The sequence below is a fragment of the Adhaeretor mobilis genome (assembly GCF_007741515.1).
Classification (GTDB): Bacteria; Planctomycetota; Planctomycetia; order Pirellulales; family Lacipirellulaceae; genus Adhaeretor; species Adhaeretor mobilis.
In genome coordinates this window covers 2,582,103-2,605,443 of the sequence record NZ_CP036263.1, presented here as the reverse complement: position 1 = coordinate 2,605,443, position 23,341 = coordinate 2,582,103, and the positions used below count along the sequence as shown (strand labels likewise).

Genomic DNA, 23,341 nt, shown 5'->3' with positions numbered 1-23,341 from the left:
GATAGTTCGCAAGCCATTTCGGTCGTTACGAAACGAATTCTGCTTCTTGCACTGCTAGCCATGCAATTCTTGGCGACGGATTCGGCAAGCGATGATTTATACTCTGTTTTCACAATGTTGCCTATCTCTTTAGGCGTAAGTGTTGGCGTTTGCAACCAATTGTCGAATGTTGCAGCCCTGCTCTACAATACTGGCGAAAGGTGAGGGATGATGAGAATCATACAAAGATGTTGGGCGATAGCGTTGGTAGTTGGCGCGGCAATCCTCGGAAGTTCGACGGCAATCGCGCAGCAAGCGGCAGAGCCAGTAGTCGAACGAGAATCAATGAGTAGGGAGGAATACCGTGCGGCAAGACGCGTTGCGCGATTCCGCCGCCGCAGAATTATCGTGAATAACGATGGCAATGACAAGGCGAAGCCTCCGTACACCCCCGAGGATTTTCTGGCTTCGCGGACTTCCGCGCTGACGGACGCGCAAGTCGATAGCATCTTTTACTGCACGGGCGTACCTATGCATTACACCCATCGGAGCCGTATTGCAGAACAAATGGGAGTCGGTGATCACGCCGACGTGCCTGGCAAGGGATGGGTGGCAGCATTCAATGAGATGGACACCGACTCTCTGGAGATTGTCGTCGATTGGTGCAAGCAAAACGACCGCGAGGTCTTTTGGTCGATGCGGATGAATGATCGGCACGACTCTAGTTCCCGCTGGGAGTACCTCGTAACGGATTGGAAGCGCGAGAATCCTCAACTGCTGATGGGCACAGAGGAAGGGGGCCTTCCTAAGGACTTCGAACGCGGAGCAAAGAGTTGGTCCATGATGCGATATGACCAGCCAGAAGTCCGCGATCGAGTCTTCCAAGTCATCGAAGAGGTCTGCTGCAACTACGACGTCGATGGAATTGAGCTCGACTTCTTCCGACATCCGGCCTTCTTTACCGAGCCTCTGAAAGGTCAGCCGACGCCACAGGAAAAGTTAGACATGATGACGGGGCTGCTACGTCGGATCAATTCGATGGCCACTCAAGTCGGGATGGAACGCGGGCGGCCGCTACTGATCGCGATCAGAATTCCTGATTCGATGGACTATTGCAAGGCCATGGGGCTCGACGTGCCGAAATGGTTAGAGGAGGGGCTGGTTGATATCGTCACCGGCGCTGGCTATTTCAAGCTGGAGCCGTGGGAGAACCTGGTAGCTACCGGCAAGAAATACGACGTGCCGGTCTATGCGTGTTTCGCGATACGTCGGATTGAAGCAAATAGAAACCCTGAAAGCAAGGCAGACATCAGAGTCTGGCGGGGCGAAGCCTACAACGCCTGGCAAGCGGGCGTAGATGGCATATATCTGATGAATCGGTTTAATCCCAAGGATCCGATGCTCCAGGAGCTCGGCGATCCCAAGAAGTTGGCAAAGTTAGAACGCACAACAGGAACTGCTTACTACAATCCCAAGCTATGGTCAAAACCGCAGACTTGGGTACCAGAAGGCCTGCTTTACCTGAAGGATCTTGACGCGCCTCAATTGAGTGACTGATGCGACGCCCACAGGCATTTCGAATGCGCTAGCAGCGCTCTCCTGATAGGGGGATTAAGAATGAACATTTGCCTGACTAAAAGCTGAGCACTTATCCATGACTCAAGTCAAACCTCCGCATGGAGTACGACAGTACGGTCGCTCTGGACAATCTGTCGCTCAAAATTGACGTGTCCGTTCCGCGAATGGCACTCCTGTTAGCAGCGTCAACGCCGGAGCAGCCCTCAATTCGAAGCTGGGAGCTTTACAGAAAGCGCAACGAGAAGCCGTTCGTATTCGCCAACTCCCCGACGGGCGAGTACGCTACTATAACGCAGAGCGCGCGCCGAGGACGCAAGGTCCAACTCGTGGCAATGCGTATGTGACTGAGTGGGACCCGGCTACTGGACGCGTTCGTTCTTGGGCGGAGAGCTACGATCACACGGGCAACGTGACTCGTGTGCATCCCAAGATGATCAATGGCCAGCAGATCATCGGCCCACATTATCCACCGACGGGGAGCGAACTGGGGCAATGACATACACTGATCAACAATTTGGCACTGAGTTGCTGGCGGAACTCGACCAGGGTTACGATCCATTACGGATTGCTCGATGGGCGGACCGCGTGTTTTTCAACACGCACAACGCCGAATGCTCGCCTGCCGTCAGAGAAGCTCTTACTGACATCTTCACGATGCAAGAGGGAGAAGAGTTTTACATTCCCGAAGCGGAACTGCGAAAACGTGCTCAGGAGTTCGCCTCTTCGTGATGTGTCATCGGCTCCGCTGCGTCCTCACGTTTCCACTCGTCCGGCAGGAACTGTTTCAAGTCGCCGTTGTGCATTGTACCGATCTTGGCCAAGACACCGGTGAGGTAGCGCTGTGGATCGACTTTGTGCTGTTCGCAGCTAACGATCAGCGACCAGAGCCTGGCGTGGTTCTCAGCGGCCGCGTCGTTACCCGCGAAGAGCCAATTCTTGCGCCCAATGGCGACGCGCTTGAGCGTCCGCTCGCTGGCGTTGTTGTCGATGTTGAGGTAACCTTGCGTGGTGTACGTGGTGAGTGCTTGCCACTGGTTCTGCGCGTAGGTGATCGCTTTGGCCATCGGACTACGTGGTAGCACGAGCTCTTGCTCGTTGTCGAGCCAAGTCTTGGTGCGGTCGAGCACCGGCACACTACACTCTTGGCGCAGAGCTAAACGTGTCGCGTCGTCAGCGTCCTTCACTTCACGCTCGACGGCGTACAACTCGGCGATGAGCGCGAGCATCTGCACAGCCCGCTCTTCGTCGGAGTCCTGCGCATCGTAAAACTTCCTGCGTGCATGCGCCCAGCACGCAACTTCCGTCACGTTCTGCGAATGATAGATGCGGTCGTAACCACCGTAGGCGTCCGCTTGCAAGTAGCCTGAGTATCCTGCCAGCCACTTCGCCGGGCCATCGCGTGAGCGACTAGGCGTGTAGTCGTAGACGATGTACGGGTTGGCCTCGTCGCCCCAATAGCACCAGATGCGGCCCTTGCGACACTGTTTCGCTCCGGGTGACTGGATCGGCACGACCGTGTCGTCGGTGTGAATAACTTTCGACTGGCGAACTCGCTCGATCATCAACTCGACGAGTGGAGTCACAAGCTCCCCGGCACATCGCATCCAGGCACACATCGTACTGCGGGCAACGTGGACCTTCTGCCGCTCGAAGATGCGTTTCAGTCGATAGAGGGGCAGATGATCGCCCAGCTTGCTGGTGATCACGTGTGCCAGCAGGCTCGGTCCGGGCAGGCCCTTGTCGATTGGCTGCTGCGGCTTCTTCGCCGTTTCGATATTCGGGTTGTAGCCGTCGTGGTCGCACTTGGCACAGGCGTACTTGTGACGCACGTGCCGCAGGACCTTGAAGCTAGCCGGGAAGTATTCGAGCTGCTCCGAGACCTCGGCCCCAATCCGGCAGCGTTCGTTGCCGCACGCGGGGCACGCCTTATCATCAAGGTCGTGCTCGACCTCGATGCGTTCGAGATGGTCGGGCAACTGCTGACGCCCGTGCTTGTGACGCGGTCGCCGCGTCGTGAGCGGCTCGCCTGATTCTTCCTTGATACTCGCAGCATCGAGTGGCGAGTCGACCACTTGCTGACCGAACAGGAAGAGCTGCCGCGGGTCGAACTTCTCGCTGCGAGGGCCGTAGTAGCGACGCAGGATCGCGGCGACCGCAGCTTTCACGGCTTCGTCGATTGCCGCTTGCTGCTCCGCCTTGAAGCGTTCAATCTCCGCCGCCGACTGCTCTTGAAGCTCGACGATGATTCGCTTCAGCACTTCAACATCGTTCGGCAATTCATCGGTTTGCGTCATGCTTCCTGTTGTAATAGTTGCGAGCAGATCGCGCCATCCCAGGTGGCGAAAATTTACGCGACTTTCGGGGCCTTCACGTTGAGACCCGAGAGTAACCGCAACAACTGCTCCGGGCTGATCTCGATCACCGGCTTGCCGGTACGTGGGAATTGAAATTCACCCCGCTCAAGCCGCTTGTAGTAGATCGCGAGACCATCGTGGTCCCACCACAAGACTTTCACCAAGTGCCCGCCCTTATTACGAAACACGAACAGGCTGCCCGACAGTGGATCGTGACCGGGAAAGCTACGAACGACTTCTGCCAGACCATCAAACGACTTGCGCATGTCAACCGGCGTGGTGGCGATCCAAACCTGCACGTTCTGAAGGTCGGTGGCAATCATGACCCGCCTCGCGATTGCAACGCCTGCACGAGTTGAGCCACCCGCTCGGTAGGAAGCGATTGCGGTAGTTGCAGTTCCAGGCCACTCCCCAGCATTAGAACAAGCGGTTCATCCCGGTCAGCAGCGCCGTTGATCACGGCTGGCACGAAGGCAGGCTGAGTGTCGACATTCTTGTCGCGGTCACTGATCGTTCGCCGCCAAGCGTAGAAGGCCGATTCTGCGAGTTGCTCGCGTCTACAGAACTCACGGACACTCAGCCCGCTCGCAGCAAACTGATGCAGAGCCTTTCGCCAGGCCGCCTCTTTCACGGGGTCTCGTTGCTTGTTCGCCATCGCTGCTCTCCGCGGTGAGAAAACCAGCAGCTTGACGCTTCACCCGCTCAGCAAGAAGATGTGTTTAGCGGAACGGACACATAAAGAACGGCACAACCCAGTTGAGTAGGATATTGACGACCATGATCGGTCCCCAGGGCCCGCTAGTTCTCAAGAGGTAATAGGACGTTTCTTCAGGCATGTTCGTGTACCAGATCAGCATGTATTGGCTGAACCAGATGTATATCCAAAAGCAGCTAAAGCCGAGAAGCAGTTTCCCAAGGTCGTGCAGGTGGTCGTCGGTAAACAGCCCTCGCAGCAGGCCACTGTTTCGCACTACGATGGCCAACACAATTGTCGCGGCCCGACGACCTTGAGGTTATGAGGCGCTACCCATGCCAGCGTAAAACCCTCGAGAACACGGGGAATAATACCAAGCTAGCGTCATTTGCAGTAATTCCAAACCATTGCAGATAAGTGCGTTGTTTCTTGGGTTATAGAGGTACTCGCAAGTTTTCATGAATTCAAAACCTGTACGGTACAGGTTTTGAAAACACCCGCATCAGCGAGGGTCTCGCCATGACAAGCAAGCCGCTAACTTCTTACCTCGCGCCGGAGCATCTCTACACACTAATGGGTTTCCAATAAGTGAGAGGGATGGCGCCTGCGCGAATTCGAAAGGCTAACCAAAACGCCTACGTCGCAAGGTGGATTAGCTCGCTGCGCTACGAATGCTGGAACCAATCTATTACCTTTGGGCTGAGGCACATCGACCACATCGTTTCTAATTCTCCGATTTTGATAACGAAAGTTGACCGCATCAGCGCAAAGACAATCGTCCGCTCACGGGTTCTTGATCCGATGTCCATGAGCCGCTCGGCTTTGACGAGCAGGTCGTCTGCAAGACTCGACTTGGTGGAGTGCTCAGGCACTGCGAACGGCTCGCTGCGTGAGGATTTATGAATTGAGACTTTCCGAGACGCTACGAGGCTTGTCAAATCTCGGTCACAAATCGATAAAGCAACCGTAGTTCAGCCAACTCTTTACCATGACAATTTTCGTGGTATGCATGCGATGCAGGGCAACCATTCAGTCAAGAGCAGAAGCGATTTTCTGCATGACAAGCTAATTGAACGCGATAGCAACAGTACAAACGAGGAAATAATTTCTATTTCGCCCTGCAATTACAGTGGTTTCAGTAGCTTGAGATCTAACGGCTCATAACCTCGAGGTCGTCGCAGTTTTACTCTAGCCTTCAGTCAGAGCCCCCGCTTGAGATTTCGAGGCGGAGATTTTTGAACCTCACTTCCGTCTGCCCTCCCGAGTGAATCTGTAGAGCAAAGACACCCCTACGGGCGCCGGTCGGGTCGTCAAGATCAACGCAAAGTTGACCGTTCAGCCAAGTCTGAATTCGACTTCCCACAGCACGAATCTTGTAGCTGTTCCAACGGCCACTTTGCGCGAACTCTTCTCCAGATTCTTCCCAGAGCAACTCGCGGCCATGCTCTTCGTAGAGCTTTCCCCACCATCCGGGGCCGATGTCCGCCTGGTATCCGTGCATTTCTTTGAATCCTTTGCGCTGGCGGCTTCGAAACTGGATCCCACTGTTGCCTGCGTTTTCTTTGAGCATCACTTCTAGCGATAGTTCGAAATCTTCTGCGGTGAGCTCACTAATTAGAAAAGAGTTCTCTTCGAGGCCCGTCGTTCGTCCAACAATCTCTCCGTCCTCGACCGACCAAAGATTGCTGTCGCCTTTCCAGTTTGTAAGGTCACGACCGTTGAATAGCATGCTCGCGTTGTCCTTAGTCGCCAAGAGTGGCACTTGCAGTCGTCCTCTAAGATAAGCAACGAGTGAGAGCACTTCATGCGGAGAAAACTGCTTCAGTTGGTTGTCAGGCATCATCGACAACTCGCTAAGTGTCCGTTCTTCGATCTCCTCTTTGGAAAGCACAAGAGTTTCGGTTGTGGTGCGGAAGGTGATTGCTTGGTCGTCCTCAGCAGACACAATGCCAGTGAGCACTCGTCCACCATCAGTCAGGATCACCGTATTCTGATATTCTTTCGAAATCACCGCACTTGGATCGACAATGTTCGACAGCAGATAGTCGAGGTTCGATCGATTCGAGCCTGTGAGATCGGGGCCGATGGTTTCACCCACTCCATAAAGAGTGTGACACTGCTGGCAGGTCTTGGCAAAAATAGCTCGTCCTAATTCAGGGTCAGCATCGGCTGCCGCTGGGCTGTTGAGAAGTTCATGATACGCTTTGATCTGCTCTGTCTTGTCCTTGGCCGTGCTGCGAACCGTACCCCAAAGATCATTTAAGAGAGTACTAAGCTTCTCATCTCCTAAACTGTGAAGTTGCCGAACTAAGTCGGCAGACATGTCAGTGCTCGGTACAATCCCATCGGCCACTGCTTGAAGTAATTCGTTGCCATACGAGGAACGGGAGGCAAGCGCAGCTAAAGCTTGCCTTTTTTCACTGGGCGAGAACGAATCGTAGACCGCAAGCACCGCTGTCGGTGTTGCAGGATCGCTGTAGGCAGCCAAGCCTGTGAGTGCTAGATCGCGCAGCGTCGGTTCCAAAAGCATCTGTTGGAGAGTGTCAACAAGTTGAGGGTCTTTTATCTCCAGCAGCGTTTCAAGAGCTTCGCGCCGATCATTGATATCTGAGCTGTTTGTGCGGATCAACTTCCGAAGCGCTGATAGCGCGACCGAATCTCCGAAGCTCGCACCGAGAAAAGTTGCTTGAGTGCGCACATCTTGGCTGGCATTAGCCAGCTTTGCATAAACACCAGACCACGACGCAGGTGACTCGACTCGACGGTGCCCTTTCAAGGCATCTCGAATTGCGGCTAAAAGGGAAAGTCGTTCGTTATCTGTCTGTGACTTACCCAAGGCGTTGACAAGAGTAGCCAGAGACTCCGGCGAAGCCAATTTAGCGATGCGACGCAGCATGAAGTCGCGAAGCATTGGAATTGAATTACCACACGAAAGCCCAAACTCAAGGGACCGCGTCAGGTCCACTTCTGCAAGAGGTTCCGCGGCGTACCAATACATTAATGGCAAATTATGATCTGTAGCATCTTCCTGATGAGTTACCAAGGCTTCTAGAATCGTCCAGCGATTTTCATAAGCGATCTTCTGTAGAGCCGAAGCCAAGTAGAGTCGGACCACCGGCGAGTGGTCTTCTCGGGCCAACCTTGCGAAACATTCTAAGAGGTCTGCATCAGCTGTTGCGCCATCCAACGAGAGCTGTATTGCCCAAGCTCGCACGTAGGCACTCTCATCGGCAAACATATTTCTGACCACATGTGTTTCTAAGCTGCCCGTTGCATGAAGGACCCAAGCCGCTCGTAGTCGGCGAGTTTCGTCTGCATGAGTTGTGGCAATCTCGACCAGACGCCGGTGGGCAGCTGCCTTCAGGCCCCTCTCGGCGGAACGCTCCTGCAAAAGTCGTCGGGAGTGCCGAACATACCAATCGTTCTCATTAAGTACTAACTCGGCCAATTCGCGATCCAACTTCTTGCTTAGATCCGTAACGATCGGAGCCGGTTCGCCAAAAGTAACCTTATATACACGACCGTTGCTACGGTCATGGGCGGATGCGTTCCCATCGTGGCAGGCCTGCATGTCGTACCAATCAATGACGTACACCTGGCCGTCGGGGCCGTAGCGCATGGCAAGCATCTGAGAAGCGCGATCTTGCGTGAGCAGAAAGTCATCGCCGTGACTACCGACCAATCCTGATCCTCTTGGCGAGAGGATATCTGCATTCAGTCTTTGACCATGGATATTGTTCATCATGATCTGACTGCGATAACGTTGCGGCCAGGCCCCTCCAAGATAGATCATCGCACCCGCGTGTGCATGACCACCTCCGTTGGAGTCCGACTTTTCGTTGCCAGAATGCGGGGTGTTCCCCAGGTAGTGAAAGTGATCGGCAATGGTCTTGATATCGTCGTAAGTATGCTTGTTAAAGTGCTCGCCAGCCTGACGGTGGTAACGGGCGCCCTGAATTATGTGGAACAGGTGAGGAATCACGCAAACGGTAGAGACTGCCTGGCCGTGGTCGTCGAAATCAACTCCCCAGGGATTGCTAGTGCCATGAGCGAATATCTCGAATTCGTGCCGCGTTGGGTGATACCGCCAAATCCCAGCGTTTAGTGGGGTGCGTCCGTTATCGCGCGTTCCTGGTTTCCCTACTCTCGAATGAGTGAACACGCCGTGACAACCGTACAACCAACCATCAGGTCCCCAAATAAATGAGTTGAGTGTTTCGTGGGTATCTTGATATCCCCAACCGTCAAGTAGCACTTGCGGTTTAGCATCGGGCAGATCATCGCCGTTGCGATCTGGGATAAACAATAAATAGGGAGCTGCACCAACCCACACGCCACCAAACCCAACTTCCAATCCGCTGACCAGATTCAAGCCTTCAGCAAAGACTTTCCGCGTATCTAGCCGCCCATCGCCATCAGTGTCCTCAAGAATCAAAATCCGATCTCGACCACTGCCTTCCTCGACACGCTGGGGGTACTCATAGGCCTCGGCTATCCATATGCGACCACGATCGTCCAGTGCCATGGCAATGGGTTGCTTCACATCGGGCTCGCTGGCAAACGGAGCTACGTGGAATCCCTCGGGAAGAATCATTTCCTGAGCCGCCCGCAACGCCGGTAGTCCGGCATGTGGATACTCGTCGAGTGGTAGTATTTGCTGCTGCTCTAATACCGATATCTGTGGCTTGTACTGATAGAATCGAAAGTGATCGAAATTGATGTGCCCCCATGGACCGCTGCTTTCGTCCACAATGCGAATGAATATTTCCTGTCCCTGCTGTTCGCGTAAATCGATTGTCACTGGCCGCATCTGTTCCGAATTGCGACCACTGGCAACAAAGATTATTTCTTCCGTGTCCTGGCGCACAATTTCAACACGGGTTAGATGAGAGCTGCCTCCCCCCACGTAAAATGCAGCGTACTGATGGGACACGGGAAAGCTAGTCGATTTCATCGTGCCTGTCGGTGCGTCGCCTTCCACCTCGAAGGTACCTATCCACCGATCACCTTGATGTCCGCTGATACTGGTAGGTCGACGGGCATGGACCGTGTCGCCCCAAATTGGTTGTCCCTTAAAGGCTGGACCACTTGCTATCCAGTCTCGGGAATCTCCTTTTTCGAAATCGAGGTTCAGGGGATGCCCCTCGACGTTTCTGGCAACAATTCCGTCCTCGGATCGATCTGACTCATTAGCGGCAGTATGCTCGTTGTCTTCCAGCGGAACTGGCTGCGACTCGTTCCACTCTTTCAGATCAACTTCTTTCGTGTGATGTAATAGTGCAAAGGTGCCTTTTTTGTTACCCACTACGAGATCGAGCCATTGGTCGCCATTTACGTCTTTTACGACTAGTTGCGTACCAACACCTGAATTGCTGTCTATTAAATAGGGAACGAATTGAACCTTGCCCTGCTCTCGCACTGTCTTAAACCAATAACTGACAGCCGGGTCGTGGCCACCGGGATCATGCCCTTGATGAGCCCAGAAACGTTTTCCAGTAACAATATCTTTAACGCCATCGCCATCGATGTCCGTCAGGGCAAGTGCGTGTAATTGTGAGAAGACGACACCATAGTCGTTTTCGTGGGGGTGTTCACCCATGATTGGGTGTTCGACGAATTCGCAAACTCCATCCTGGCAAACGTTTTCAAACCAGGCCAAGCCATAACCATGGGCTGACTTGCTGGTGACGACATCGTTGTCCCCGTCTCCATCCAGATCAGAAACCAACATTTGAGCGCCTCCATCGGCCGCGAACGGCACTTCGTGAAACGTCCACTCCGACCCCGAGATTAAACTCGGCTGCTCCCACCATCCAGCCTTTTCCAAGAGGTCAGCTTTCCCATCGCCGTTGACGTCTCCCACCCCCAAGCCATGGTTGAACCGGTCGTAACCCCGATCGGGAGAAATCGGCTGGAATTCCCACACCTCTTTGGGATCGTTGGTAGGGATTTCAGCGTATCCAAAACGGCCTGCTGTGTGGAAAACCAATTCAGGTTTGCCATCTCCCGTCAGATCGACAAAAGAAGGTGATTCATTGTCCACAGACGCAAATGCCAGGTGACGAGTCCAGTGGTCCGATCCACCACGAGGGTTTTCGTACCAGTATGCCTCTTTGCCTGGAAAACCGATAAGCAGGATATCCAACCACTGATCGCCGTTGATATCGAAAGTGAAAGTAAAGAAGTTGTCTGAGTAGCCATCGATAGAAAACGGCTTGGCTGCATAGTACTCTTTGCGTTCAGTAAAATCTGGTCCAGCATACCAGTAGGGGCCCGAGATGATATCCACATGCCCATCACGATTAAGGTCAGCCGCTGAGGCCCCCTCACAATAGAACTGGTCGGTCAGCTGTAATCGCTGAAACGAGTGTAACTGGTACGTAGGCTCCGCTAGCGAAACAGGTGCCATCGACAGAAATAGTAATACACAAGCCAGTGTTCGCCACATGTTCATCACGATCATTCTCTAATTGCCTCGATCAACGCTCAGTTTATGTGTGGAGATGGTATTCCGGTACGGCTAGTGATGGCAGGGGGGCGGACACCACTTTCAGCCGCATCGACCCGTAACGTGGTTGCTTGTGTAAATTCCGGTAGTTGCCGAATTTTTCCGCCTTGCATGGCGGACTCATGAGCCAGGATGCCTACGCAGGTCCAGTTGGCGCTGGTTGCGGCATTGGGCCATGGGTCGCGATCGGTTCGCAAAGCTTCGGCAAACTCGTTCACCATATGCGGGTGCGAACCACCATGTCCTGCACCTTGCAGAAATGACAGATGATCAGCATCGACAATGGATCGAGTAAATGGCTGGATTTCCTCTGGTAATCGGTGGGCAAAATCGGGAATCTCAACCTGCTCGGCGATCTCCGGTTCGGGACGTTTTGCCGTGTGCATGATATGCGACTCGCCTTCCACCAAAGACCACTCAAACGACTTCTTTGAACCATAGACATCGAAACTTTCGCGATACTGTCGGGCTGTGTCATAGAGAAACCGCCAGATATGGGCAGAGATGTCGCTCTCGGCGAGTTTAATGTGACATGACTCGACCGCATGAGGACAACCGCTAAGTTCGCGAATTTCATCTCGTACGCTGCCCGAGCCGAAACAAGAGACGTATTCTGCACGGCCATCGGTCAATCCAAGCACTGGGCTGACTACGTGTGTAGCATAGTGCATTGGAATCATCCGTTGCCAATATTCAGGCCAGCCATCCATGTCCTGAGGGTGCGAGGCTTGTAGATATTGGATTTTTCCAAACTCGCCCTTCTCGTAGAGTTCCTTGATAAACAAAAATTCGCGGCTGTAAACCACAGTTTCGGCCATCATGTACTTCAGGCCTGTCTCTGCAACAAGCTGACAAATCTTCTCACACTCGGCGACTGTGGTAGCCATGGGGACTGTACACATCACGTGCTTGCCTGCTTCCAGAGCAGCGATACTCATCCAGGCGTGATCACCGATCGGGCTATTGATGTGCACAAAATCGACGTCTCCGTCGGACAAGACTTGGTCGAATTCGGTATAGCGTCGCTCGATACCAAATGCGTCGCCCAGTTTATTGAGTTCCAATCTGTTGCGACGACACACTGCTAAAACGTTAACGTCGGGATGTTTTAAGTAAATCGGAATGAACTCAGCGCCAAACCCCAAGCCAACAATGGCTGCATTCAATGGACGTACATTGGTCATGGCTAGGTTTACTTCCTATGTGATTGAGCTGTCGCAGCGCTAGTAAATGGCAACGTCGCAGCGCTAGTAAATTACGACAAAGCGAGCTTGTCTACCAACGCCGTCATACCGATCATTTTTCCAAATTCTCCTCTTCCATTCTAGCCGAGGAGGACTACTGTAGAATGACAATTAGCGCATAACATTTGTGATTTATCACATGCGCGGAATTCGCTGAATCGAAGTTCCAATGCACTGTTAACAAATCATGGGAAAGAAAATGAGCAATAGACGCTCTGTGGCCCTGCTAATTGAAACCTCCAATGCCTATGCACGCGGGTTGATGGATGGAATCATCGCGTACCAAAGGGAGCATGAGCTGTGGTCAATTTATGTTGGAGAACAAGATCGTGGTGCGAAGCCACCAATTTGGCTCAAAAATTGGAAGGGCGATGGCATCATCGCCCGAATTGAAACCGAAGCGATTGCCTCAGTTATTCGCCGAACGAAGCTTCCAGTGGTCGATGTAAGTGCGGCTCGAAAGATAAAAAGTATTCCCTGGGTGGAAACCGACGACAGAGAGATATCCCGTCTGGCCGTCGAACACCTTGTAGATCGCGGGTTCGAAACCCTCGCTTTCTGTGGCGAACCCAATTTTAGTTGGTCGCGCTGGCGAGAGCAGAGATTTCAAGATTTCGCCAGGGAAGCTGGCTGTGAGTGTCATGTTTTTTCTGGAAAATCTCGTGGCGATGAGGACTATTCCTGGACCAAAGAGCGTAAGCGTTTGGCCAGCTGGGTGGAAAAACTACCAAAGCCAGCAGGTTTAATGGCTTGCTACGACTTCACCGGCCAGCAGGTGCTCGACGTTTGTCGGGAGTTGGATATTGCTATCCCAGAGCAACTGGCAGTGGTCGCCGTTGACAACGATGTTCGACTCTGTCGGCTGTGTACGCCACCACTTTCCAGTGTAATTCCCGACACACATCGGACGGGTTACGAGGCAGCTCAACTCTTGGATCAGATGATGCGGGGAAAGAAGGTGAGAGACGAGGCAATGCTAATTCCTCCGCTGGGTATCGCCGAGCGTCAGTCAAGCGATGTTTATGCGATTGACGATGAGGATATTGTCAGGGCGCTGCGGTACATCCGAGAGAACGCCTGTACGGGTATTACCGTAGCTGATGTTCTGAATGCAGTACCCCTTTCGCGTCGAATGTTGGAACATCGCTTTCAAAAACTAGTGCGCCGTACCCCTCATGCTGAGATTGTACGCATTCGCATGGTTCGGGCCTGCCGACTCTTACGCGAAACCACGCTCTCTCTTTCGGAGATTACCAACCGCGCGGGGTTTGCAAGTCCAGACTATTTCTCGGTGGCGTTCAAAAAGTACATGGGAATGACGCCCCGCAGCTACCGCGAAAAAGGTAAATCATCCAAACCGAGCAGATCTCACCTCAGCGAAGACTGAGCCTCAACCAGAAATCTTAGATTTTGCGTTTTCGAACAACTACAAAATCACAAGCAGCGTCAGGGGCGACTTGAGTGGCACAATAGAGTGCCAAAAACTAATACTCTGCTCTTTTCTAGCTGAGTCTCTCAACCCATAATCAGTCCGCATTCAATCTTTTCTATAGCTTTTTCCTGTACTTCCTGATCACAAGGTTATCATGACGCAAGATAACAATCGTCGTTTGTTCCTGGGCTGTTTTCTGGGTTGGTAGCCACCGCGTTTGGATTTGCCGTGCGTGCAGCTGCCTAGGGCGATTGGGGAGGCCATTTCGGCCTCACCGAGGAACAAAAGGGAATCATCAGCGGCGTTGGGCTCTATCCGTTCGCGATCTCAATTATCCTGTTTAGTCTCATTGTCGATCGCATTGGCTACGGAACCTCGATCGCCATTGCATTCTGTGGTCATATCGTTTCGACCGTGCTGACAATATTTGCGCCGAGTTATGAGGTGCTGTATGTCGCCACGTTCATCTACGCTTTGTCCAACGGCATCGTCGAAGCTGTGATCAATCCAGTTGTGGCAACAATTTACAAAGACAACAAGACCCATTGGCTCAATGTCCTCCATGCGGGCTGGCCAGGGGGACTCGTACTGGGAGGGCTGCTGGCCATTGTCATCTTGAAGGCAGGCGGAAGCCTGGGAGAGTCGCTGCTTGGCGAGCTGTGGCGGTGGAAAATGACCATCCTGCTACTCCCCACCTTGGCCTATGGCTTTCTCCTGTACGGTGTTAAATTTCCGACACAAGAGCGGGTTGAGGCAGGGGTCTCTTATCGAGCTATGCTGGTAGAGTTCGGCTGGGGAAGTGCCTATATCGTTTCCTTTCTGATCATCATGGGCATCAGCCAGGTGCTGACGGTGTTCAATTATGAACCTATCCATTGGAAGAGAGCATTGGCGTTTGCTGTGATTCCCGCGGCCATTTATGCCGTTGCGATTCGCAAGTTTGACCGGCTGTTTTTTTACTGCTTCTGCTGATCATGTTTGTTTTGCGTTTCTTTGCGGGACCTATTGTGCATCGCATTTCCCCGCTGGGTTTACCGGCCTGTTCCTCACTGTTGGCGACTATCGGACTCATCTGGCTGGGCAATGCTGGCACCAGTGCGGGTGTCCTGTTTTTAGCGGCAACTCTCTATGGCTTTGGCAAGACCTTCTTCTGGTCGACCACACTAGGCGTGGTATCGGAGCAGTATCCGCGTGGCGGAGCATTGCTGCTGAACACCATAAGTGGGGTCGGCATGATCGCCATTGGCACATTGGGGGCAACCTACATCGGCACGATTCAAGATCAAGACTTCAATCAGGCAGTACAAGCGCAGGCGTCAGACATGCACGATCAAGTGGCACAAGACAAGACGGGTCTCTTCCCCGATTACGTATTTATCGACAAGAGCAAGTACGATGCCTTTTTGAAGGGGCAGCAGGAGACGCTCGATGGTATCGAACGCGAGACCAAACAACACGCACTAGCCAAAATCGCCTATCTGCCTGCAATTATGTTTGTGTGTTATGTCGGCTTGATTCTCTATTACAAGTCTCAAGGAGGCTACAAGGTGGAAGTGCTTGTCGGTCACAAAGCAGAGGATGAAAAGTTCACCGGAGGTACAGAGGGACCTGGCGAGGCGTAGTCACGGCTTGGACGATCTCTCTCGGCCAGTCAGCCTGGGACGTCTAATGGCGAAGTAACCACGGGTTCTTTGATTGGAGTCGGCCACGGCTTCAATCCAACTACCTGTCTCACAGCACCGGTGAATAATATCGGTTCCATTCTCGTAGCTATACTTCGCTCGTAGCCTCACTTCTGCTTAGCCACATAGATGTAGTGCACCGAGGTGTAACGTAGTGAAACGAGACCCTAGGCCCGGAGTATTAGTGCACCGATCCAAGTTCGTACTATCTTCGGCGGACAATGAAAAACGGTGGCCCCCCAACTAGAGGACCACCGTCTATAAACTCGATAGGTAGTTGTTGGTTACTTCTTTCGGCGAACACCTGCCAGGCTGCCCAATCCAAGACCAATCAGAGCCAACGAAGTCGGCTCGGGAATCGGATCTGCAAAGACCAACGGTGTTGGAAAGTTATTATTGCCAGGATCTGAAAAAGCCCCCAGAGCAGCCGCTTCAGACGGCGACAAAGCATGATCCCAGATCATCGCCGTTTCAAGATGGCCCCATGCCGCTTCCCAGGCATTGTCTACCAGTAAATGGACTACAGGTGCGAGGGAGAACCTGCCATCAACGGGTTGGGCCGTACCATCCAAGAAGAGCACACCGTCGACGGAAACCTGGAAAGAGGATCCATTGTCGACTGAGATGACGATTCTGTGGGTGACCGATGGATCATAGGTCAGAGTGGAATAGCCCGTAGCGCCGGTGCCAATCTGATTGGAAGTGTTTTTGAACAAGTCGCCATCTGAGTTTCCTGCGCTTTTAACATCCCCATCATAGGTATCGAACATACTTACCCAATCACCAAATTTATGCGTCTGCCTGTAGTCCATGAGTATCGTGTACTCATTAACCTTGCTGCCGCCTCCATTGGGTGAGATGCCGTGCGGAACAGCGACGGCTCCCCAGTCTGACATTTGGATATTACCAGAGTCTTGCCAGAGAAAAGGATCAGACTCAGTTCCAATTTGTACCGCCGGCCCCGTAAATCCGGTCCCGGGATTACCATAGACATTCGTCACGTCATTGCCGATGGTTGCTTGCGTTGAAGAACCGTTCGAGAATAGCCACAACCCCGTGACCCCCGAGGGAACATTCACCGCCGCCGATGCCGAATTTGCTACCGCCAAGAGACAGGCGGCTAGTACGAATTGCTTCTTATTCATCAGTTTTCCTCCCAAACACTTCATGAGCTTTCCTCCAAAAAAGATGTAGAAAAAGTCGTCGAATCAAGATGAGCTGTCAGCCAAAAATCAATCTCGAAAGATCTAATCTCCGAAGATCAAATAACAAGATCAGGCCCTACATCCACAATGCTATTGGGCGCCCCCCGATTAATCTATTGAAATTTGCTAATAATTTGACGTGAAAAATAACATGCCATAACATTCATTTTATCCCGCTTCGCCATAGTCGATTTCGATCCTTGCCGCGCTATTATTGTTCGATTGATCGCCACGCGAACCGTGTTATTTTACACAGGAAATGGTTAGCATTTTTCAATTGACGTTTTGTGAGTTCTTGCTGAAGATCTACTAGAGAGAGGGAGTGGATGCCTTCTCGCCTATTAACGACTTGTCCCCCTTGTCATGTTACTACAACCTTATTTTCATAGGGCCTGAGGGTTCCGATCATAATTTTGAATAGGTCAGTTCCAGATTTCAGATTAGTTTTATTGTAGTGCCAATCCCATCGGGGAATTTGTGATCGACGAGACAATTGTGACCGCTTGAGAGAGATCGCATGCACGCGATTTTGTTCTTCTCGGAGCGAGACAATCTAATTACAGCAGCAAGAGGATCAGCAGAGCATGACAAGAAAATCGGCCCATAGCAGTTCTGGTAAAGCGTCGGCATTTACTTTAGTCGAACTCCTGGTGGTAATTGCCATCATTGGCGTTCTGATTGCTTTGTTATTGCCGGCGGTTCAGGCGGCACGTGAAGCGTCTCGACGCAGTTCTTGCCTGAACAAAATGAAGCAGATTTCGTTGGGCGTCTTGAACCATGAGGGTGTGAATCAGCGGTTACCGGCTGGTTTTACCACGGTCCCCTCCAACGACGTCAACCATACCTGGGCCTCCTATACACTGCCGTACCTCGAGCAGGCTGCCCTTTTCGGTCAGATAGATTTCTCCATCCCCTCCTTCCAACCCTGGGAGGAGGCCGGCAAGACATGCCCCAACGATGCTCCTTGGACTTACACGCAAATTAGCCTATTCCAATGCCCGTCCGATCAACCGACAGGCATTCATACTGGGACTGCCGCCTGTTTTGCTCACGGAAACTATCTAGCTAACCAGGGCTGGTGGGTGTGGTGGCAGGGCTTGCCTGAGAATACTCTGGAACTGTACAGAACTTCTGACCCAAGTAATCAGGGTATCGACAAACGGGGCCCGTTCGAAAAAGTCTATGGGATGGCAAACAAAGGTGTCGCGTTGAGAAAGATCACCGACGGGACAAGCAATACAGTAATGCTAGGGGAATGTCGACAGTTTCCCGGGGAGGACTCGCGCGGACTGCTCTATTTGGCAAGCTGTCTCTATTCTCACCAATACCTACTCAATACTCCGGCGGTCGACAGATTGGAATTCTGCGGCGATCGGCCTTCTGGAAAAGATGATCCTCTGGGAGAGCTCAACCCTGCTGCTCCCTGCGACTCAAGCAATATGGATCTCCCGCGTGGCCCCATGTCGCAGACCTCCCGCAGCCAGCATCCCGGTGGTGTGGCGGTGGCGTTTTGTGATGGCCATGTTGATTTCGTTACCGAAGATACCGAACTGGAAATATGGCGTGCTATTTCGACTCGAAGTAATGGCGAAACGGTAGGTAGTCTCTAATCCAATAGATTCTTAACCTGCAAGAGATAAGTACCCGAGATACTCGACATCCAAGATTCCCTGAGGAAGCAATAACATGAAAACAGCTAAGACATTATTCTTCCTGATAACATTCAGTGGCCTACTGTTTAATTTTTCCAATGCAGCAAAAGCAGTGGACCTGAGCTTTGCGGGCTCGCATAATGATATTGGCGGCACGTTTTTCCCAGGTGCAGGTCCGGCCAACGTGCAGAGCTATGTTGTTGTTCCCTGGCGTTCTGATTCAGCAAATAATACCTTCAGTGCTTCCAGCGATTCGGGCCAGCGTTACTATGGCCGAGATGGCTATGCCCTATTCGGCACTAGGTTTGACTATCCAAACGCCAATGCCACCTCAGGCGCGAGTGCCCATCCAGAGGATACTTTCTTCCCCTTGGCTTTTCCGGATCTCGTCGATCTACCCGACTTCGTCACTTACTCAGAGGTCTTATCCAGCAAGGTCGCTGGCGGATATCCCTATGCTTTAATTGACGACCCAGCACTTACCGCAGGATACAGGGATTTCAATTGGGGAGATACACAGTCGCCCCCAGCCAACCCTGCCCACTCGCAAGCCCCTTATGTCAAGCAAGGCATTTTGGACGGCTGGGACCAATTTGGCCACGACCCGGCAAATTCAGATCCGAATGCTCTTCCTGCGGGTCGTTGGGGGTTTACTGTTGGCTCTGATGTGCCTTCAAGGATTCGTGTAGGTGTGATGACCGATGGCCTAGATAATGGAGGCTTCGCACCAAAAGAGGTTTTTCTGGGACACGTTTCTGTGTTAGGAAATGGCACCACCTACGATTCAGTAAGCTCGGGCACCTTGGTTGGGAATCGATTTGTCGACATGCACTTCTTCGACATCATAGATGCCCAAGACGGCGACACGTTTGCTTTCGGCGTGAAGGCCAACTCCGGAGTCTTTGGCATTTCGGGCGTTTCCGGTTTCTCTTTCGATGTGATGCCCGACCTGGATGATGCGGATTTCGATGGAAATGGGAGTGTCGGGGGTGAAGATTTTCTCATCTGGCAGCGGGGCGTCGCAACTGGCACGACTCATGCAGAAGGCGACGCCAATCTCGATGGTGTCGTGGACAGTGGAGACTTGGCGGTGTGGGAAAGCCAGTACGGGACGACGCTCCTTGCCTCCGCAACGTCAGTGCCTGAACCCACGAGTCTCTTGCTACTTCTTTCGACCCTTCATTTTTGGGGGAGAAGATTCCGCCTTTAGGTTGAGGCTTCGATATTTGAGCCTAGAAAGAGAGAGGTATTAAACTGCGAGCGGTAATTGCTCACAGAACGATGCACAGAATATTGATTTGCAGGATTGTCATTGCTCAGCGAAGGCGGCTATTGATGATTTCTACAACAGCTAACAGAGTGTCACATTCTGCAGAAGGGGAATTTCAATGGGGGAATCTTATTGGAGGGCTGTTTTCCTGACGCTCGCTCTGCTTTGCATTAGCGAAGCAGCCTGGGCGACAGTACCTCAGACCCAAAATGTGATTCTAGTTACTCTCGACGGATTGCGACCGGAAGAACTGTTCTCTGGCGCCGAGCAGCGTCTGATCGACAAGGATATTGGCGGCGTCAGCAATCCAGCAAAACTTCGCAAAGCCTTTTGGCATGAAGACCCGCTTGTTCGACGCAAGCGACTCATGCCTTTTCTGTGGAGCGTTATCGCCAACGAAGGGCAAATATTCGGTTCGTCCGACGACGACTGCGAAGTGTGGGTGAGAAACGGAAAGTACTTTTCCTATCCCGGTTACCAAGAACTGCTTTGCGGCTTTCCAGACGCGGCGATCGACTCGAATGACAAAATCTACAACGAAAACACGAATGTCCTGGAATGGATTCACGATCGGCCTGAATTTTCAGGTAAGGTCGCCGTTTTTTCTTCCTGGGATACACTGCCATACATCATCAATTCTAAGCGGAGCGGAATCCATGTTAACTCCGGATGGCAAGAGTTCAAACATGGGGCCGATCCGGTCCGACGCGAAATGCTCAATCGTGCGGTTGGCGAGACACCTCACTATTGGGAAAACTCTCGTTTCGATTACCTGACCTTTGCTGGTGCCCTCGAATACACACGTGAGCATCAGCCCCGCGTCCTCTACTTGTCGCTGGATGAAACCGACAGTTGGTGCCACTCGGGTCGTTACGATCTGTATCTGGAAGCAGCCAATCGCTGTGACCGTTTCTTGCGCCAACTTTGGGAGTTCACACAGAATTCGGAGGGGTATCGAGGCCGAACCTCGCTGGTCGTGGCCGTCGACCACGGACGTGGAAGTGGACGCGAAGGCTGGAAGAACCACAGTGCTGATCTTCCCGGGTCCGAGCGGATTTGGATTGCCGTTTTAGGCCCCGATACGCCTGCCTTGGGAGTGCGCAAGAATGTAGAAGCCAGTCAGGGGCAAGTAGCCGCAACCGTGGCTGCTCTGTTGGGACTCGACTATTCCGGGTTGGACAACAGAATTGCTTCCCCGTTGCCGGGCGTTCTTCCTGCAAATATCCAATTCGATTCTCTAGCGGACTGATAATCGCAGATCTGGAACCCAATGATGAACCACATTCGCTTCACCATACTTCAGCAATGGCCTTTTGCGCTAGTCTACCGCTTGGCGATTTTGCTTCCATTGGCATTCTCTTGCAGCAAAGCAGCATGCGAGGTGTTACCGATCGACCCGGGATCGTGGACGTTAGCCGTCTTGCCAGATACGCAAAACTATACCGAATTCAACTACCCTCACTTTACTACGCAAACACAGTGGATCGCCGACAACGCCGTGTCCCACAATATCAAGTATGTAATTCACGAGGGAGACGTCACCGAACACAATTCTGTAACCCAGTGGGACCGTGGACTCACATCCATGAATCTACTCAATGGAGTGGTTCCCTATGCGATTGCAACGGGTAATCACGACCATGGCCCGAGCGGTTTTTCCGGAAACCGAGATAGTTTGTTCAACGATCCCAATTACTTTGGGCCAGGATCTCCCTACGCCAACCAGGCATCAGTCGGTGGCTTCTTCGAAACAGGCAAGACAGATAATTCCTACCATACCTTCAACGCCGGAGGCCAAGACTGGCTAGTTTTGGCTTTGGAGTGGGCTCCACGTGATGAGGTTGTGGTGTGGGCCGATCAGATTGTTCAAAATCACCCCGACCACCTAACGATGATGGCGACACACGCCTACATGTACTACGACGAAACCCGCTACGACTGGGCCACTAAAGGGGGCAGCCAGTCGTGGAACCCACACTCTTATCCGCTGGGAAGTAATCCTGCCGAAACCGTCAACGACGGTCAAGAGCTGTGGGACGACCTCGTCTCAAAGCATGACAACTTCCGTATGACCTTTAGTGGGCATGTCATCGGCGATGGCACCGGCTTTCTCAGCAGTACTGGCGACATGGGGAATGAAGTTCACCAAATGCTGGCAAATTATCAGTTCAAACAAGAGGGTGGCAATGGCGACATGCGACTGTTGGAATTCAAGCCAGATGGCAAAACAGTTGTCGTTCGCACTTATTCGCCGGTGCTTGATCGTTACGACGCAAGCTACGACCAAGAGTTCACGCTCAGACTGAACGAGTATCACGAACCGCTGGCACCGGCCATCAACCAACACGCCGTAGTAGCCAATCTGCTCGTTGTCGGCGATGCAGCTCCTGGAGGCAATACTGTAGGAGCGATCACTGTGCCCCAGTCTTCTCTACCCGGAGTCGGCACCTTGCAATTGAATCGGGGAGATTACGAAATCTCCGTTGACGGAAGTGGACTCGTCTATCAGCGTGGCATACTACTTGCGTCGATTACTCAGAACTTGCGAGATGGTCATCGCGCAACCGTTGAAGCAGGACGCAATAGCTATGGCGGGGGATTGATGGCGTTGTCTCTTACCAAAGCAGGGCTCGCAGGCGTCACCGAAGTCAATTTTAACAACTCTGTGGCATGGTTCGATTTCGAGGCAGGTTGGCAAGGAGCGCATGTGAATTCCAACGGCACCTTGGCCACCGATGCTTTCAATGAAGTGGAGCAATCCATGCTTAACAAGCAAGGGCTAGGAAGGTACTCATTGGACCTTGGCGTCAACTCGCAATCCGAAGGGCTTTTGTTCGCCATTGGCAATAACAACAGTAATACTGTTGTCCAGACCGCGCCATACTCCGATGGAAGCGGCTGGGACATGCGCGTCCAACACAACGGGGCCGCTTTTTCTGCAACGGGGGTGGATCGCAACTTCAGCTTTATCTATCTCCCTTACGATACCGAAGGGATGATTGGTGGACTCTACGACGGAGCGACCGATTCTCACATCTCTTCGGCAGGCGACTTTACCATGTCGCGTCTGTCCACAGGAGAGTATGAATTGACCATTCTCGGTGAAACACCCGAAACGGGCATGCTCCTACTGACGATCAGCGACGAATACTTCGATGGCTCCATCACAGCACCAAACAACAATCTTTTGAGCTACGAACCGACACTCTCAGATACTTTTCTGATCAACTCGGTCGACGCATCAGGGCTGATACTTGAGGACTCCAGTTTTTCATGGGCTTTTATCAGCTTCGACGATCCGATTGCTCCTGCAACCGGACCGTCGGCAGACTTCGATGGCGATGGCGATGTCGACGATGCCGATCTCTTACAGTGGAAATCCTCATATGGTGTCGACGCACTGGCCGACGCCGATAGCGACGGTGACAGTGATGGTCAAGATTTCCTTGCCTGGCAACGGCAGTACACCGGTTCGCTAACGGTCGCGACGACAGTCGTCGAGCCAAGTTCGCTCACACTCCTTGCACTTTTGTCAGCTTTCATGAAACGTATTCCAAAGTGAAAACGCTAAGCGTGGAACGACGATGACCAGCAGAGTCGTAGGCAAGTGATTAGATTCGTCGGAGGTTCCTAGTGTCATCGCAGTAAAGACATCTGTATTCCAGAGCTTCCTTAGCATAAGTCTGTGACTACACGTTTACTCGGGACAGTTTGTCGATGACTTTGTTTATTCGTCGATCAGG

16 protein-coding genes and 1 pseudogene are annotated in these 23,341 nt (G+C 52.5%); 10 read left to right on the top strand and 7 right to left on the bottom strand.

Annotation, left to right across the window (positions count from 1 at the left end):
- Positions 1 to 207 precede the first annotated feature (207 nt).
- The 3 genes from HG15A2_RS10245 (at position 208) to HG15A2_RS10240 (ending at position 2,286) form a co-directional block, all read left to right on the top strand.
- Positions 208 to 1,536, top strand: coding sequence for a glycoside hydrolase family 10 protein (locus HG15A2_RS10245; RefSeq protein WP_218932469.1), 1,329 nt, complete (start codon positions 208 to 210; stop codon positions 1,534 to 1,536).
- 361 nt (positions 1,537 to 1,897) lie between these two features.
- Entirely contained in the window at positions 1,898 to 2,053 is a 156-nt protein-coding gene (locus tag HG15A2_RS23920) for a hypothetical protein (protein ID WP_218932457.1), read from the top strand.
- The gene (locus HG15A2_RS10240; RefSeq protein ID WP_145060049.1) at positions 2,050 to 2,286 is read left to right on the top strand and encodes a hypothetical protein; all 237 of its coding nucleotides are present in this window, start codon (positions 2,050 to 2,052) and stop codon (positions 2,284 to 2,286) included. Before HG15A2_RS23920 ends, HG15A2_RS10240 begins: the two co-directional genes overlap by 4 nt.
- Here the strand turns inward: HG15A2_RS10240 and tnpC are convergent.
- From tnpC to HG15A2_RS10205, 6 genes are all read right to left on the bottom strand, one after another.
- Positions 2,265 to 3,851 (bottom strand): IS66 family transposase, encoded by a 1,587-nt coding sequence (gene tnpC, locus HG15A2_RS10235; protein WP_145060134.1) that lies wholly within the window; start codon positions 3,849 to 3,851, stop codon positions 2,265 to 2,267. The two genes, HG15A2_RS10240 and tnpC, sit on opposite strands and share 22 nt — an antisense overlap.
- A gap of 53 nt (positions 3,852 to 3,904) precedes the next feature.
- Positions 3,905 to 4,234: an IS66 family insertion sequence element accessory protein TnpB gene (gene tnpB / locus HG15A2_RS10230; protein ID WP_145060133.1), complete on the bottom strand. Its 330-nt coding sequence runs from the start codon at positions 4,232 to 4,234 to the stop codon at positions 3,905 to 3,907.
- Positions 4,231 to 4,566 (bottom strand): IS66 family insertion sequence element accessory protein TnpA, encoded by a 336-nt coding sequence (tnpA, locus tag HG15A2_RS10225; protein ID WP_145060132.1) that lies wholly within the window; start codon positions 4,564 to 4,566, stop codon positions 4,231 to 4,233. Before tnpA ends, tnpB begins: the two co-directional genes overlap by 4 nt.
- A 64-nt stretch (positions 4,567 to 4,630) precedes the next feature.
- Positions 4,631 to 4,894: a hypothetical protein gene (locus HG15A2_RS10220; protein WP_218932468.1), complete on the bottom strand. Its 264-nt coding sequence runs from the start codon at positions 4,892 to 4,894 to the stop codon at positions 4,631 to 4,633.
- 906 nt (positions 4,895 to 5,800) lie between these two features.
- The gene (locus HG15A2_RS10215; RefSeq protein WP_218932467.1) at positions 5,801 to 11,059 is read right to left on the bottom strand and encodes a PVC-type heme-binding CxxCH protein; all 5,259 of its coding nucleotides are present in this window, start codon (positions 11,057 to 11,059) and stop codon (positions 5,801 to 5,803) included.
- Positions 11,060 to 11,091: 32 nt separating this feature from the next.
- On the bottom strand, positions 11,092 to 12,297 hold the full coding sequence (locus HG15A2_RS10205; protein ID WP_145060129.1) for a Gfo/Idh/MocA family protein: 1,206 nt from the start codon (positions 12,295 to 12,297) through the stop codon (positions 11,092 to 11,094).
- A 259-nt stretch (positions 12,298 to 12,556) separates the two neighbouring features.
- On the opposite strand from HG15A2_RS10205, the gene HG15A2_RS10200 reads away from it, so the two are divergent.
- From HG15A2_RS10200 to HG15A2_RS10190, 3 genes and pseudogenes are all read left to right on the top strand, one after another.
- Entirely contained in the window at positions 12,557 to 13,744 is a 1,188-nt protein-coding gene (locus HG15A2_RS10200; protein ID WP_145060127.1) for a XylR family transcriptional regulator, read from the top strand.
- A 315-nt stretch (positions 13,745 to 14,059) separates the two neighbouring features.
- A pseudogene (locus tag HG15A2_RS10195) lies at positions 14,060 to 14,761 on the top strand (MFS transporter); the annotation flags it as partial.
- Positions 14,762 to 14,796: 35 nt separating this feature from the next.
- Positions 14,797 to 15,411 carry a hypothetical protein gene (locus tag HG15A2_RS10190; RefSeq protein WP_145060124.1) on the top strand — a complete coding sequence of 205 codons (615 nt, stop codon included), beginning with the start codon at positions 14,797 to 14,799 and terminating at the stop codon, positions 15,409 to 15,411.
- Positions 15,412 to 15,755: 344 nt separating this feature from the next.
- Here HG15A2_RS10190 and HG15A2_RS10185 read toward each other — a convergent pair whose 3' ends face one another.
- Entirely contained in the window at positions 15,756 to 16,616 is an 861-nt protein-coding gene (locus tag HG15A2_RS10185; RefSeq protein WP_218932466.1) for a PEP-CTERM sorting domain-containing protein, read from the bottom strand.
- 644 nt (positions 16,617 to 17,260) lie between these two features.
- On the opposite strand from HG15A2_RS10185, the gene HG15A2_RS10180 reads away from it, so the two are divergent.
- From HG15A2_RS10180 to HG15A2_RS10165, 4 genes are all read left to right on the top strand, one after another.
- On the top strand, positions 17,261 to 18,286 hold the full coding sequence (locus HG15A2_RS10180; protein WP_145060121.1) for a DUF1559 domain-containing protein: 1,026 nt from the start codon (positions 17,261 to 17,263) through the stop codon (positions 18,284 to 18,286).
- Between the two features lie 76 nt (positions 18,287 to 18,362).
- Positions 18,363 to 19,538, top strand: a complete 1,176-nt coding sequence (locus HG15A2_RS10175; RefSeq protein ID WP_145060120.1) for a hypothetical protein — start codon at positions 18,363 to 18,365, stop codon at positions 19,536 to 19,538.
- A gap of 178 nt (positions 19,539 to 19,716) precedes the next feature.
- Entirely contained in the window at positions 19,717 to 20,847 is a 1,131-nt protein-coding gene (locus HG15A2_RS10170) for an AP protein (RefSeq protein ID WP_145060118.1), read from the top strand.
- Positions 20,848 to 20,871: 24 nt separating this feature from the next.
- Positions 20,872 to 23,160, top strand: coding sequence for a metallophosphoesterase (locus tag HG15A2_RS10165; protein WP_145060116.1), 2,289 nt, complete (start codon positions 20,872 to 20,874; stop codon positions 23,158 to 23,160).
- Positions 23,161 to 23,341: the final 181 nt, after the last annotated feature.

Bases quoted from the DNA above. Each gene is read 5' to 3' on its own strand.
- tnpC (WP_145060134.1), bottom strand. From the start codon at position 3,851: ATGACGCAAACCGATGAATTGCCGAACGATGTTGAAGTGCTGAAGCGA.
- HG15A2_RS10205 (WP_145060129.1), bottom strand. From the start codon at position 12,297: ATGACCAATGTACGTCCATTGAATGCAGCCATTGTTGGCTTGGGGTTT.
- HG15A2_RS10200 (WP_145060127.1), top strand. From the start codon at position 12,557: ATGAGCAATAGACGCTCTGTGGCCCTGCTAATTGAAACCTCCAATGCC.
- HG15A2_RS10185 (WP_218932466.1), bottom strand. From the start codon at position 16,616: ATGAATAAGAAGCAATTCGTACTAGCCGCCTGTCTCTTGGCGGTAGCA.
- HG15A2_RS10245 (WP_218932469.1), top strand. From the start codon at position 208: ATGATGAGAATCATACAAAGATGTTGGGCGATAGCGTTGGTAGTTGGC.
- HG15A2_RS10180 (WP_145060121.1), top strand. From the start codon at position 17,261: ATGACAAGAAAATCGGCCCATAGCAGTTCTGGTAAAGCGTCGGCATTT.
- HG15A2_RS10170 (WP_145060118.1), top strand. From the start codon at position 19,717: ATGGGGGAATCTTATTGGAGGGCTGTTTTCCTGACGCTCGCTCTGCTT.
- HG15A2_RS10240 (WP_145060049.1), top strand. From the start codon at position 2,050: ATGACATACACTGATCAACAATTTGGCACTGAGTTGCTGGCGGAACTC.
- HG15A2_RS10175 (WP_145060120.1), top strand. From the start codon at position 18,363: ATGAAAACAGCTAAGACATTATTCTTCCTGATAACATTCAGTGGCCTA.
- HG15A2_RS10165 (WP_145060116.1), top strand. From the start codon at position 20,872: ATGAACCACATTCGCTTCACCATACTTCAGCAATGGCCTTTTGCGCTA.
- HG15A2_RS10215 (WP_218932467.1), bottom strand. From the start codon at position 11,059: ATGAACATGTGGCGAACACTGGCTTGTGTATTACTATTTCTGTCGATG.
- tnpA (WP_145060132.1), bottom strand. From the start codon at position 4,566: ATGGCGAACAAGCAACGAGACCCCGTGAAAGAGGCGGCCTGGCGAAAG.
- tnpB (WP_145060133.1), bottom strand. From the start codon at position 4,234: ATGATTGCCACCGACCTTCAGAACGTGCAGGTTTGGATCGCCACCACG.